Annotated in this window: 14 protein-coding genes; 7 read left to right on the top strand and 7 right to left on the bottom strand. The window is 68.3% G+C overall.

Annotation, left to right across the window (positions count from 1 at the left end):
- The first annotated feature begins 202 nt into the window (after positions 1–202).
- Positions 203–1480 (top strand): acetyl-CoA C-acetyltransferase, encoded by a 1278-nt coding sequence (locus HMPREF2914_RS19040; RefSeq protein WP_023092644.1) that lies wholly within the window; start codon positions 203–205, stop codon positions 1478–1480.
- Between the two features lie 286 nt (positions 1481–1766).
- On the opposite strand, the gene HMPREF2914_RS19035 is transcribed toward HMPREF2914_RS19040, so the two are convergent.
- Complete coding sequence (locus HMPREF2914_RS19035; RefSeq protein WP_003095262.1) at positions 1767–2234, bottom strand: Lrp/AsnC family transcriptional regulator; 468 nt, start codon at positions 2232–2234, stop codon at positions 1767–1769.
- A gap of 154 nt (positions 2235–2388) precedes the next feature.
- On the opposite strand from HMPREF2914_RS19035, the gene yedA reads away from it, so the two are divergent.
- The 6 genes from yedA to HMPREF2914_RS19005 all read left to right on the top strand — a co-directional run bounded on the left by yedA (position 2389) and on the right by HMPREF2914_RS19005 (position 7410).
- Entirely contained in the window at positions 2389–3279 is an 891-nt protein-coding gene (gene yedA / locus HMPREF2914_RS19030) for a drug/metabolite exporter YedA (RefSeq protein ID WP_003102245.1), read from the top strand.
- A gap of 33 nt (positions 3280–3312) precedes the next feature.
- Positions 3313–3558 (top strand): hypothetical protein, encoded by a 246-nt coding sequence (locus tag HMPREF2914_RS19025; protein WP_003102243.1) that lies wholly within the window; start codon positions 3313–3315, stop codon positions 3556–3558.
- A 107-nt stretch (positions 3559–3665) separates the two neighbouring features.
- Positions 3666–4847, top strand: a complete 1182-nt coding sequence (locus HMPREF2914_RS19020; RefSeq protein WP_003095256.1) for a cyclic di-GMP phosphodiesterase — start codon at positions 3666–3668, stop codon at positions 4845–4847.
- A 123-nt stretch (positions 4848–4970) separates the two neighbouring features.
- A complete protein-coding gene (locus tag HMPREF2914_RS19015) occupies positions 4971–5864 on the top strand; it encodes a PA4780 family RIO1-like protein kinase (RefSeq protein ID WP_023092643.1) in 894 nt (297 codons plus the stop codon).
- A gap of 89 nt (positions 5865–5953) precedes the next feature.
- The gene (locus tag HMPREF2914_RS19010) at positions 5954–6847 is read left to right on the top strand and encodes an EamA family transporter (protein ID WP_003095252.1); all 894 of its coding nucleotides are present in this window, start codon (positions 5954–5956) and stop codon (positions 6845–6847) included.
- Positions 6844–7410 carry a nucleotidyltransferase family protein gene (locus tag HMPREF2914_RS19005; protein WP_023092642.1) on the top strand — a complete coding sequence of 189 codons (567 nt, stop codon included), beginning with the start codon at positions 6844–6846 and terminating at the stop codon, positions 7408–7410. Before HMPREF2914_RS19010 ends, HMPREF2914_RS19005 begins: the two co-directional genes overlap by 4 nt.
- Here HMPREF2914_RS19005 and cueR read toward each other — a convergent pair.
- The 6 genes from cueR to speD form a co-directional block, all read right to left on the bottom strand.
- Positions 7379–7777 (bottom strand): Cu(I)-responsive transcriptional regulator, encoded by a 399-nt coding sequence (cueR, locus tag HMPREF2914_RS19000; protein ID WP_003095248.1) that lies wholly within the window; start codon positions 7775–7777, stop codon positions 7379–7381. The genes HMPREF2914_RS19005 and cueR overlap by 32 nt on opposite strands.
- Positions 7778–7840: 63 nt before the next feature.
- Entirely contained in the window at positions 7841–9274 is a 1434-nt protein-coding gene (gene pmrB / locus HMPREF2914_RS18995) for a two-component system sensor histidine kinase PmrB (protein WP_003102237.1), read from the bottom strand.
- A 23-nt stretch (positions 9275–9297) separates the two neighbouring features.
- Complete coding sequence (gene pmrA / locus HMPREF2914_RS18990; protein WP_003095244.1) at positions 9298–9963, bottom strand: two-component system response regulator PrmA; 666 nt, start codon at positions 9961–9963, stop codon at positions 9298–9300.
- A 12-nt stretch (positions 9964–9975) separates the two neighbouring features.
- Positions 9976–10836: an RMD1 family protein gene (locus HMPREF2914_RS18985; protein WP_023092641.1), complete on the bottom strand. Its 861-nt coding sequence runs from the start codon at positions 10834–10836 to the stop codon at positions 9976–9978.
- A 2-nt stretch (positions 10837–10838) separates the two neighbouring features.
- Positions 10839–11966, bottom strand: coding sequence for a fused MFS/spermidine synthase (locus HMPREF2914_RS18980; protein WP_023092640.1), 1128 nt, complete (start codon positions 11964–11966; stop codon positions 10839–10841).
- Positions 11966–12448 (bottom strand): adenosylmethionine decarboxylase, encoded by a 483-nt coding sequence (gene speD, locus HMPREF2914_RS18975; protein ID WP_003095236.1) that lies wholly within the window; start codon positions 12446–12448, stop codon positions 11966–11968. The genes HMPREF2914_RS18980 and speD overlap by 1 nt, the downstream gene beginning before the upstream one ends.
- Positions 12449–12877 lie beyond the last annotated feature (429 nt).

The following is a 12877-nucleotide window of genomic DNA, read 5'->3' as shown; positions in this document are numbered from 1 at the left end:
CAACGATGCCGAGGGAACGCGGGTAACAGTGTGGACAACTCTACGCAGCCACCTGTTCGCCGCAATTGACCGCGCTGACCGGGATAACGGCAGGGCGGCCAATGCGACGCGACCGGCTAAGGTTAGCCTGTGCGCCACTGACCGCTCAGTTAACGGGTCGAGCCTCGGCTCGGCGTAAACGATTCCAGCAAGGAGTTCTTCCATGACCCAGCTGCGCCGGGTCGCCATTGTCGGCGGCAACCGTATTCCCTTCGCCCGCTCGAACACCGTGTACGCCACGGCGAGCAACCAGGAGATGCTCACTTCCGCCCTGGAAGGCCTGGTGGAGCGCTACAACCTGCATGGCGAGCGCCTTGGCGAGGTGGTGGCCGGCGCCGTGCTGAAGCATTCGCGCGACTTCAACCTGACCCGCGAATGCGTGCTCGGTTCGCGCCTGGCCCCGGAAACCCCGGCCTACGATATCCAGCAGGCCTGCGGTACCGGCCTGGAGGCGGCGATCCTGGTGGCCAACAAGATCGCCCTCGGGCAGATCGACAGCGGCATCGCCGGCGGCGTCGACACCACTTCCGACGCGCCGATCGGGGTCAACGAGGGTCTGCGCAAGATTCTCCTCGAGGCCAACCGTGGCAAGAGCAACCTGGACAAGCTCAAGAGCCTGCTGAAGATCCGCCCGCGCCACGTGGTCCCGGCCATCCCGCGCAATGGCGAGCCGCGCACCGGGCTATCGATGGGGGAGTCCTGCGAACTGATGGCGCAGACCTGGCAGATTCCCCGCGACGAGCAGGACAGGCTGGCCTTCGAGAGCCACCACAAGCTGGCCGCGGCCTATGAGGAGGGCTGGCAGAACGACCTGATGACGCCGTTCCGCGGCCTGACCCGCGACCAGAACCTGCGCCCGGATATCGACCTGGAGAAGATCGGCACCCTCAAGCCGGTGTTCGAGCGCGGCTCGCGCGGCACCCTCACGGCGGCCAACTCGACGCCGCTGACCGACGGCGCCTCGGTGGTACTGCTGGCCAGCGAGGAGTGGGCGAAGGCGCGCGGCCTGCCGATCCTGGCCTATTTCAAGGACGGCGAGGCGGCGGCGGTGAACTTCGTCGATCGCCAGGAGGGCCTGCTGATGGCGCCGGTCTACGCGGTGCCGCGGCTGCTGGCACGCAACGGCCTGAGCCTGCAGGACTTCGACTACTACGAGATCCACGAGGCCTTCGCCGCCCAGGTGCTCTGCACCCTGAAGGCCTGGGAAGACCCCGACTACTGCAAGACCCGTCTCGGCCTCGACCAGCCGCTGGGCTCCATCGACCGCAGCAAGCTCAACGTCAAGGGCAGCTCGCTGGCCGCCGGCCACCCGTTCGCCGCCACGGGAGGACGGATCGTCGCCAACCTGGCCAAGCTGCTCTCGGTGGCGGAGCAGGGACGCGGGCTGATTTCCATCTGCGCCGCCGGTGGGCAGGGTGTGACCGCGATCATCGAGCGGTAATCCAATAGGGCGAGCGGCCTTGTCGCTCGACGATGTAAGCAACTCCGTGACTTGGGCGGTGCCGTGCGAACGGGACCGCCTTTTTTTTGCCGGTGCCCTACGGTTCGGGTTCGTGGCGGCGCTGGAGACAGCGAATTCGACGCTTGTACGGAGAATCCCCTCTCTCTTCAGGGAGAGAGTTGGGGTGAGGGCGGCTCCGCTATCGGCCGGGAGTGCCGCTGCGGCGGATAACGCCGTTGGCGTTATGCGCCCTACGGTTCGGTTCGGGTTCGTGGCGGCGAAGGGCTCACGCCGCACATCCGCCATTGCCGTCCTGCCCCCGCAGGCTTGCCGGCTGGCGGTCGGCGAAGGGGGTGGAGAGGATCATCGAGGTCTTGCTGATGCCGAACTTCATCAGCCGGTCGATCAGGTCCTGCAACTCCGGCATCGAAGCCACAGCGGCCTTCATCAGCACGCAGGCGTCGCCGGTGATCCGGTGGCAGAGGGTCAGTTGGGGGATCCGGGCCAGTTCGTCGAGCACCGACTGGCAATCCTTCTCGGTGATCCGCAGTTCGATCACGCACTCGATGGGCAGGCCGAGCTTGGCCAGGTTCACCGAGGCGTGGTAGCCGGTAATCACCCCTTCGGCCTCCAGCTTGGCCACCCGGTCGGCCACCGCCGGGGGCGACAGGTTGATGCGCCGGGCCAGTTCGGCGAAGGTCAGGCGGCCGTTGTCGATCAGGGCGGCGAGGAGCGCACGGTCGTATTTGTCCATGATGGGTCCCGGTTGTCGAATCGACGGAAAGCATGGCCGATTTCCATGGAAAGAAAAGTGTTACGTCCCGATAACCAGCGGCTGTGCCTTAACCGGCGGGTGGCGACCTCATAAAATGAAGTCTTTCTCCCGCCTGCCCTGTCGAGTGCTTTCCATGCCTGCCCGTCGCATTCCGCTGTTGCTTTTCGGTGCGTTCTTCGCCCTGTACTTCATCTGGGGCTCCACTTACCTGGCGATCCGCTTCGGCGTCGAGTCCTGGCCTCCGATGCTGATGGCCGGGGTGCGCTTCGTCATCGCCGGCGGCCTGATGTTCGCCTGGTTGCGCTGGCGCGGCGCGCCGTTGCCGACCTGGCGCGAGTGGCGCGGCGCGGGGATCGTCGGAATCCTCCTGCTCAGTTGCGGCAACGGCGGGGTGACGGTGGCCGAGCACTGGGGCGTGTCTTCCGGGGTGGCGGCCCTCGCGGTGGCTACGGTGCCGCTGTTCACCCTGCTGTTCAGCCAGTTGTTCGGCCAGCGCAACACCACCCTGGAATGGGGCGGCATCGTGCTCGGGCTGTTCGGCATCGTCCTGCTCAACCTCGGTTCGAACCTCCAGGCCAGCCCTGCCGGCGCCGGCTTGATCCTGTTCGCCGCCGCGTCCTGGGCCTTCGGCTCGGTGTGGAGCCGGCGCCTGTCGCTGCCGGCCGGACCGATGGCCAGCGCCGCAGAAATGCTGGTCGGCGGCGCGGTGCTGCTGGTCGGCAGTCTGGCCAGCGGCGAGCGCCTGGAGCATTGGCCGAGCACCAGCGGCTGGCTGGCGCTGGTGTACCTGATCCTGTTCGGCTCGATCATCGCCTTCAGCGCCTACCAGTACCTGCTGCGCAACGTGCGGCCGGCGGCGGCCACCAGCTATGCCTACGTCAATCCGGCGGTGGCGGTGTTGCTCGGTACCCTGTTCGCCGGCGAGCGGATCGGCGGTATCGAGGGGCTGGCGATGCTGGTGATCATCAGCGCCGTGGTGCTCATCGGCCTGCCCCAGTGGCGCGCCAGCCGCGCCGCCGCCTGAATGCCTTAAGCGATCCCTAAGGCGGGCTGCGCCATGCTGCGGCGCAGCGCCCGGATGGGCCGGGCTGACGGGGGTACGAAGATGAAAGCGCTGGTCATCGGTGTGGTCCTGGTGTTCCTTGGCGGTTGCGCCAGTCACGTGAGCCCCGGCGGCAAGGCCATCGAGTCGCCGATCAAGGAGTATTTCGGCCAGGACCCCATCGAGCGCCGGGCCTTCGGCGAGAGCGAGAACGGCGCTGAGGCCGAGGATTCGCCACTGCGTTTCCGCCTGACGCCCTGAACGGTCGCCCCGGGCGCCTGACCGGGCGTGCAGAAGTCGTCTCCAGCGTCTTCAATACGGAGTGACGGTCGCCGCCAGGCGGCCCCGTAGCGAAGGCCGGAGGGGCGATGGAGAGCATGCTGGACAGGCCCGAGCAGGAACTCGTGCTGGTGGTGGACGACACCCCGGACAACCTGCTGCTGATGCGCGAGCTGCTCGAGGAGCAGTACCGCGTGCGCACCGCCGGCAGCGGCCCGGCCGGGCTGCGGGCGGCCGTCGAAGAGCCGCGCCCGGACCTGATCCTGCTCGACGTGAACATGCCGGGCATGGACGGCTACGAGGTCTGCCGACGGCTCAAGGCCGATCCGCTGACCCGCGACATCCCGTTGATGTTTCTCACTGCCCGCGCCGATCGCGACGACGAGCAACAGGGCCTGGCCCTGGGCGCGGTGGATTACCTGGGCAAGCCGGTGAGCCCGCCGATCGTCCTGGCGCGGGTGCGCACCCACCTGCAACTGAAGGCCAATGCCGATTTCCTGCGCGACAAGAGCGAATACCTGGAACTCGAAGTGCGCCGTCGCACGCGCCAGCTGCAACAGTTGCAGGACGCCGTCATCGAAGCCCTGGCGACCCTTGGCGATCTTCGCGACAACCCGCGCAGCCGCCATCTTCCGCGTATCGAGCGCTATGTCAGGCTGCTCGCCGAGCATCTGGCGGCGCAGCGGGCGTTCGCTGACGAGCTGACTCCGGAAGCTGTCGACCTGCTGAGCAAGTCGGCGCTGTTGCATGACATCGGCAAGGTCGCGGTGCCCGACCGGGTCCTGCTCAACCCCGGGCAACTGGACGCCGCCGACACCGCCCTGCTACAGGGCCATACCCGCGCCGGACGCGACGCCCTGGCCAGCGCCGAGCGGCGGCTCGGCCAGCCTTCCGGGTTCCTCCGCTTCGCCCGGCAGATCGCCTACAGCCATCACGAACGCTGGGATGGCCGGGGCTTTCCGGAAGGCCTGGCGGGCGAGCGGATTCCCCTGGCGGCGCGGATCGTCGCCCTGGCCGACCGCTACGATGAACTGACCAGCCGGCACGCCTACCGGCCGCCGCTGGCACACGCCGAGGCGGTGCTGTTGATCCAGGCCGGCGCCGACAGTGAATTCGACCCACGGCTGGTGGAGGCCTTCGTCGCCGTGGCCGACGCTTTCGCCGAGGTTGCCCAGCGCTACGCCGACAGCGCCGAGGCGCTGGACGTGGAGATGCAGCGGCTGGAACAGGCGGTGGCGGAAAGCATCGAACTCACCGCGCCACCGGCCTAGTACGCCGATCGGTGCGCAGTCCGGCGGAAAGCCGGCGCGTCCGGCTGTGCTCGGCACGGCGTTTGCCGTATAACGTCAGACCCTTTGCCTTCCACATTGGCCCCGAGGAACCGCGTAGCACCGATGAAGACACCCAGACGCCTGGAACCGTTGATCGAAGACGGTCTGATCGACGAGGTCGTGCGCCCGCTGATGAGCGGCAAGGAAGCCTCGGTCTATGTGGTGCGTTGCGGCGACAGCCTGCGTTGCGCCAAGGTCTACAAGGAGGCCAACAAGCGCAGCTTCCGCCAGGCCGCCGAGTACCAGGAGGGCCGCAAGGTCCGCAACAGCCGCCAGGCGCGGGCCATGGCCAAGGGCTCGAAGTATGGCCGCCGCGAACAGGAGGAAGCCTGGCAGAATGCCGAAGTGGCGGCCCTGTTCCGTCTCGCCGGGGCCGGTGTGCGGGTGCCGAAGCCCTATGATTTCCTCGATGGCGTGTTGCTGATGGAACTGGTGGCGGACGCCGACGGCGATGCTGCGCCGCGTCTCAACGACGTGACGCTGGAGCCCGACGAGGCACGGCGCCACCACGCTTTCCTGATCCGCCAGATCGTCGCCATGCTCTGCGCCGGCCTGGTGCACGGCGACCTCTCCGAGTTCAACGTCCTGCTCGGTCCGGATGGCCCGGTGATCATCGACTTGCCGCAGGCGGTCGACGCGGCCGGCAACAACCATGCGTTCAGCATGCTCGAACGCGACGTCGGCAACATGGCCGCCTACTTCGGCCGCTTCGCCCCGGAACTCAGGCAGACCCGCTATGCCAAGGAAATGTGGGCGCTCTACGAAGCCGGCGAGCTGACAGCGGAAACCCCGCTCAGCGGCACCTTCGTCGAAGCCGAAGAGGCCGCCGACGTGCGCGCGGTGCTCCGCGAGATCAAGGCCGCGCAGCGCGAGGAGGCGCGTCGCCAGGCGCTGCGCCAGGCCGACGACGCGCCGCGTGGCGAGCGCGAGGAACCGCCGCCGCCCTGGTTGCAGTGAGCGGCTGGCGGATGTTTTTTCCCGCCAACTGTATCGCGACCCTTGCGCACGCAACTGCTAGCGTGGCCTGAAGTTTTCCGGAGGCCGCCATGCCTGTTGCACATATCCTGCTCGCCCTGCTGGTGACCCTGATCTGGGGTCTGAACTTCGTCGTGATCAAGGTCGGCCTCGGCGACTTCCCGCCGCTGTTGTTCTGCGCCCTGCGCTTCGCCCTGGCGGCGCTGCCGCTGCTGGTCCTGCGCGGGCCGATGCCGGCGCCGTTCGGACGCATCCTGCTGATCGGCGTGCTCCTCGGGGTGGTCAAGTTCGGCCTGCTGTTCGTCGGCATGGCCCAGGGCATGCCGGCCGGGCTGTCGTCGCTGGTGCTGCAGAGCCAGGTATTCTTCACCATCCTCATCGCCGCCCTGTGGCTGGGCGAGCGGCCGTCGCCGCGCGGGTTGTTCGGCCTCCTGCTGGCGGCGGCGGGGCTGGTCCTGATCGGCCTGGAGCGGCCGCTGGGAGACAGCCTGCTGGCATTCCTGCTGGTGGTCGCCGCGGCGCTGGCCTGGTCCTTCGCCAACATCGCCACCAAGCGTTCCGGGGCCACCGACATGCTGCGCCTGATCTGCTGGGTCAGCCTGGTCCCGCCTTTGCCGCTGCTGGCGCTTTCCTATGTATTCGAAGGTCCGCACGCCATCGAGCGCGCCGTGCTGAACATGAGCTGGGGCGGCTTCGGCGCGCTGCTCTACATCGCCTTCGGCGCGACCACGGTGGGCTTCGCCATCTGGAGTTTCCTCCTGCGCCACTACCCGGCCAGCCTGGTGACGCCGTTCGCCCTGGCGGTGCCGGTGTCGGGCATGCTCGCCGGCTGGCTGCTGCTCGGCGAACGCCTCGACCTGGACAGCCTGCTGGCCTGCGCGCTGGTGTTCGTCGGGCTGGCCATCACCCTGTTGCCGGCCAGCCTGCTGCGACGCTTCGCCTGGCCGGTGCGGCGGTTGGGATGAAAACGGCGGAAGACATCCTCGCGCTGATCGCCGCCGATTCCTCGCGCCTGCATCTGCTCCGCGTGCTGCGCGAGGTCGGCCCGGAGGGCGGCTGGATCGGCGCCGGCTTCGTGCGCAACGCGGTATGGGACCATCTGCATGGCTACGGCGAAGCCACGCCGCTGGCGGACATCGACGTACTTCATTTCGCCCCGCGGGCCCTCGACCCGCAGGCCGACGCCGACTTCGAGGCCGCGTTGCGCCGTCGCTGCGAGGCGCCCTGGTCGGTGAAGAACCAGGCGCGCATGCACCTGCGCAACGGCGACCGGCCCTACCGGGATTGCGCCGATGCGCTGTGCCACTGGGCGGAAACGTGCACGGCGGTGGCGCTGCGACTCGTCGGCGAACGCCTGGAGCTACTGGCGCCGCTGGGCGTCGACGACCTGCTGGCGCTGAAGGTGCGGCCCACCGCGCATTTCGCCGGCAAGCCGGAGGTCTACCGGCGGCGCCTGCGGGAGAAGAACTGGACGGCGCGCTGGCCGCTGCTGGATATCAGTGGCAGCAGCCAGACGCCAGATCCTTGAGGATCGGGCAGTCGGGGCGGTGGTCGCCCTGGCAGTGCTCGACCAGGTCCTGCAGGGTGTCGCGCAGGGTGCTGAGTTCCTCGATCTTGCGGTTCAGCTCGCGCACGTGCTGCGCCGCCAGGGCCTTGACGTCGGCACTGGCGCGCTGGCGATCCTGCCAGAGGGTGAGCAGCTTGCCGACTTCGTCGAGGGAGAAACCGAGGTCCCGCGAACGGCGGATGAACGCCAGGGTATGCAGGTCGTTCTCGTTGTAGTGGCGGTAGCCGCTGGCGCTGCGTCCGGCCGGGCGGAGCAACTCGATGGACTCGTAGTAACGGATCATCTTCGGCGTCAGTCCGCTTTTCTTCGCCGCTTCACCGATATTCATCCGGGTCTCCTGGGAGGTTGCGAAGCCGCTAGCCTATCCCTTTCCCGGCCAATGCGCAGGCTATCAGATATGTGACCGCCCGCTGTCCGGACCTCTGGCCGGCGGCCGCGTCGCGTCCGGCTGGGTCTTCGGCAGGAACACCTGTACTTCCAGCCCTTTGCCCTCCAGTCCCTTGCCCAGGCCGATACTGCCGAAGTGCAGTTCGACGATGCGCTTGACGATCGGCAGGCCCAGGCCGCTGCCCTCGCCGCTGCTGGTGGCGGGGCTGCGGTAGAAGCGGGTGAAGATCGCCTGCTGCTCTTCCAGGGCGACCCCGGGGCCGTTGTCGCGCACCCGCAGCACAGCGTGCTGGGCGCGATTCTCGACGCGGATCTCGACCTGGCCCCCAGCCGGTGTGTAGCGCAGGGCGTTGCCCACCAGGTTGCCGACCATCGCCTTCAGCCACAGGTCGATGCCCATCACGTGCACGGTCTCCTGGTGCAACGACAGCTCGATGTCCTTGTCGATGGCCTGGCGCGCCAGTTCGGAGAGTACGTCTTCGGCCAGGGTGGCGAGGTTGACCGGGTGGAATTGCTCCAGCAGGGCGTCGCCGTCGAGGCGGGCGAGAAGCAGGATCTGCTCCATCAAGGTGCTGATCCGCTCGACGCTGCGACTGACTTGCAGCAGGCCGCGGGCGTGGGCCTTGGGGTCTTCCGAACGCAGCGCGACCTGGGCATGGGTGCGCAGGCTGGCCAGCGGCGTGCGGATCTCATGGGCGGCGTCGCTGGTCAGTCGGCGTTCGGCCTCGAGGGCGGTGCGCAGGCGCTCCAGCAGGAGGTTGAGTTCGTCGATGAGGCCGCGGATCTCCAGCGGCACCGCCTCCACCGCGATCGGCTGCAGGTGTCGCGCGGAGCGCTGCTGGACCTCGGCCTGCACTTCGCGTAGCGGTGCCAGGCCGCGGGCAACGCCGAACCAGACCAGGCCGCCGAGCAACGGCAGCGCCAGCAGCAGCGGGAACAGCGAGTAGAACAGCAGCAGGTTCATGGTGTGCTGGCGGTAGATCAGGTTTTCGCTGATCCAGATCTGGAAGCCGTCGATGTTCAGCTGGAGCACCCGCCAGTGGGTGCCCTGGGCTTCCACGGTGCTGAAGCCGGGGCCCTGGGCCGTGATCTCCGGCGGCAGGTTGAGGCTCGACAGCAGCGGCTGGCCGTCGCGCCACAGGGCGTAGCCGAGGGCGCTTTCGCGGCGCAGCAGGGGCAGACCCTGGATCGCTTCGCGGCTGCGTTCGATGATCTCGGTGATGGAGCCGTCCTCGCCGGCCTGGTCTTCGGTGGCAAGGTCGAGCAGGCGCAGGGCGGCTTCGCCGAAGTCCACCATGTCGTCGTCGAACAGGCGGTTCACCTGCTTCAGCGAGAGGTGGTAGGTCAGCGCCGCCACGCTCAGCCAGCACAGCACGAAGCCGACCAGCAGGTTGACCAGCAGGCGCCGGCGGACGGAGGGGACGGCGGCACGGGACATCGGGGGACTCCGGTAGGCGGTTTTCAGGGCGCCGGCTGGTCGATGCCGTAGCCGATGCCGCGGACGGTGCGGATCAACTGGTTGCCGAGCTTGCGCCGCAGGTGGTGGACGTGGACTTCGATGGCGTTGCTCTCGACGTCGCCGCTCCAGCCGTAGAGGCTCTGCTCCAGTTGGTTGCGCGAGAGCACCTTGCCGCTGTTCTCCAGCAGCAGGCGCAGCAGTGCGTATTCGCGCGGCGCCAGTTCCACCGCCTGCCCGGACAGGGTCACCTGGTGGGTCGCCGGGTCCAGGCGCAGCTCGCCGTGCACCAGTTGCGGCAGGGCGCGACCGGTGGTGCGGCGGGTCAGGGCGCGCACCCGTGCCTGCAGTTCGTCGAGATCGAAGGGCTTGGTCAGGTAGTCGTCGGCACCGCTGTCGAGCCCGGCGACCCGGTCGGCCACCTTGTCCCGCGCGGTGAGCAGCAGCACCGGGGTGAGCCGGCCCTGGTGGCGCAGGTTACGCAGGATGTCCAGGCCGCTGCGGCGCGGCAGTCCGATGTCGAGCACCAGCAGGTCGAACTCGTCGGTGACCAGCGCGTTCTCCGCGGCCACGCCGTCGGTCACCCATTCCACGGTATCGCCTTCCAGGCGTAGCCCGGCGCGGATGCCGTCGCCGAGCAGCAGGTCGTCCTCGGCCAGCAGTATTCTCATGGCAGCCTCGTTTCAGTGATTCCACAATTCCCACAGGCTCAGGCCGGCCTCCAGCAGGAGGATGGCGACGATCAGCCATTCGACCCGCAGTTCGCCCCGGAAGTAGCGGTATTCGCCGAGGCGGTCGGCGGCCAGTTCGTAGAGGTCCTGCAGCACTTCGATGCGGTCGTCCAGGGTCGCCAGGCGATCGTGCACTTCGGCCTGCATGGCCAGTTCGTTGTAGAGCCGGCGCACAGCGCCGTTCAGTTGCAGCGGCGGCTTCTCCAGGTGCGACTCCAGGCGGGCATAGGCCATGCGCCAGAGTGTAGTGCGTCGCACCTGCCGGTTCACATGTTCCTGGCGCCGCAGGGCGGCACGGCGCGGTAGCTGGGTCAGTTCGACATCGGACTGGGCCGGTTCCCAGGCCGCCGCGGTCTCGCCTTCCAGGCGGCGCAGGTGACCTTCGTGCCAGGCGAAGACGGCCAGGCCTTCGAGCAGCTCCCGGCAGCGCTCGGGGTTGCCGATGACCAGCGCGCGGCCGGGGCGCCACAGCACCCGCTCGCCGAACGAGGGCGCTTCCAGGGGCGGCTGGCGCTCGTCCTCGCCGGCGGCCATCCAGGCTTCCAGGCGCTGGCGCCAGGCGTGCCCGGTCTGTAGCCCGGCGTTGGCGAAGATCACCAGCAGCTCGTCGTCGACGGCGGTCTCCGGCAGTTCCGCGTCTTCGCTCAGCTCGATGCGTTGCGCCAGGACGGCCAGCGCCGGCTGCGGATCGCGCAGGGTGGCCAGCAGCGGCAGGCCGCCGCCGTCCGCGGCGGAGCGGAAGCGTACCCGGTGCAGCAGGCAGGGCGCGCCGTTGACGGCCAGCGGTACGCTGGCCAGGGGAGCGGCGGACATCTTCAGGTCCTCGCCAGGGCCGGCAATTGTGCCGGGCCGAACTCGATCTCCTCGATATCCGGCGGTGCGACGAAGGGTACGCCGTCTTCCAGTACCGGTCCCGGCTGGGCGAGCAGGAAGCGGGTTTCCCGGTCCATCACGAAGCAGGCCTTGAGGTAGTCGCCGTCGAGGTGGTCGAGCCACAGCGGGCCGAGCTTGCGTTCGATGCGTCGGTCGATGTCCTCGGCCTGCCAGTGGTTCGTGTCGAGCCAGTCGGAAGCCAGCAGGAAGCCCCAGGAGGAGAGGAACGAGGGCACCGTGGCGCGGTAGCTGTGGACCTGGGAGAAGACACTGCGCAGGGTGCGGGCGAGGGCCGCGTGGGGCTTGTCGTCGCTGTGGGAGAACTCCAGCCCCTGCACCGCGACCACCCCGCCCGGTCGCAGGCGCGAATGCAGCAGCTCGTAGAACTGGCGGGTATAGAGAGCCTGGGCCGGGCCGTTGTCGAGCATGTCGACGACGTCGATGATGACCACGTCATAGAGCGACGGGTCGCGCTCGAGATAGGCCCGGCCGTCCTCGGCGAGCAGTTCGCAGCGTGGGTCGTCGAAGGCGCCCTGGTGCCACTGGAACAGGTGTTCGCGACACAGCTCCACCAGCTCCCGGTCGAGATCGACCATCACCGCCCGCCGCACGCTGGCATGGGACAGCACCTCGCGCAGGGTGGCGCCTTCGCCGCCGCCGATGATCAGTACGTCGCGCGGCTCGTCGTGGGCGAGCATGGCCGGCTGCACCAGCAGCTCGTGGTACAGCGACTCATCGCTCTCGGCGCTCTGGATCGCGCCGTCGAGCATCAGCACGCGGTCGTAGTTGTAGGTGTCGGCGATCAGCACGTTCTGCCAGCGCGTGCGGCCCTGGTAGAGCACCCGGCGCAGGCGGTAGACGTACTGGTCGAAGGGGTCGCTGTCCTCGATCGCGGTGATCGCGCCGTCGCCTTCCTGCAGCGGGTCCGGCGGATAGAAATAGAAGTGGTTCGGCGGCAGCGGCGGCAGCCCGGCGGCGACCTCCGCCGGCACCAGGCCGGTGAGGTCGACGGCGTAATGGGCCTGGCTCAGGTCGGGAGCCAGCGGGGCGCGTTCGATCGGCGTATCCATCAGGCCACCCCCGTGCCCTGGCCCAGCGCCCAGCGCAGGGTCGGGCTGTCTTCGTCGACCGGGCCATTGCCGGCCAGGCTGCGGCTGAGCAGCCCCAGGCGATGGCCGCCGAGGCCGCGGTCCATGCTCGAGATCAGGTGCCGACGGCTGCCCAGGCGTTCGCTGAGCACGCGCACGGCCTGGGCGCCATCGAGCACGTCGCCGCAGGTGAACACGTCGACCGCGGCATAGCCGTACTCCGGCCAGGTATGGATCGCCAGGTGCGATTCGGCGATCACCACCACGCCGGAGATGCCGATCGGGCTGAACTTGTGGAACGCCGAGGTGATGATGGTGGCGTTGGCCTGGCGGGCGGCCTCGAGCATGCTTTCCTCGATCCACTGGATATCGTCGAAGCGCTGGTCGACGCAGTCGAACAGCTCGATGACCAGTTGCTTGCCGAGCACGGTGATCGGATCGAGTCGCAACGGTTGAATTGCCATGAAGGCCTCCTGCTTCCGTTTCGGCGAGGGATGTCCTCGCGGTGGAAGGCACGATAGGCGCGGCTGACTTAAGAGGTGCTTAACGACGGATTTTTTGCCCGCCCCGGCGCGGGCCGACGACGCCGGAGCACCCATTTCGCCTGACGTAGGGCGAATAGCGCCAGCGGCGCTATTCGCCGCTTCTGCGGAGCATGGCCCGGCGGATAACCGCGAGGCGGTGATTCGCCCTACCGGTGGGAGTCTTGACGTAGGGCGAATAGCGCCAGCGGCGCTATCCGCCGTTTCTGCGGAGCATGGCCCGGCGGATAACCGCGAGGCGGTTATTCGCCCTACCGGTGAGAGTCTTGACGTAGGGTGGATAGCGCCAGCGGCTCTATCCGCCGCTTTTGCGGAGTATGGCCCGGCGGATAACCGCGAGGCGGTGATTCG

This window comes from Pseudomonas sp. HMSC067G02 (assembly GCF_001813485.1).
Lineage (GTDB): Bacteria > Pseudomonadota > Gammaproteobacteria > Pseudomonadales > Pseudomonadaceae > Pseudomonas > Pseudomonas aeruginosa.
Note: the sequence above shows the minus strand (reverse complement) of the source record. Positions and strands in the feature narration are given on the sequence as shown.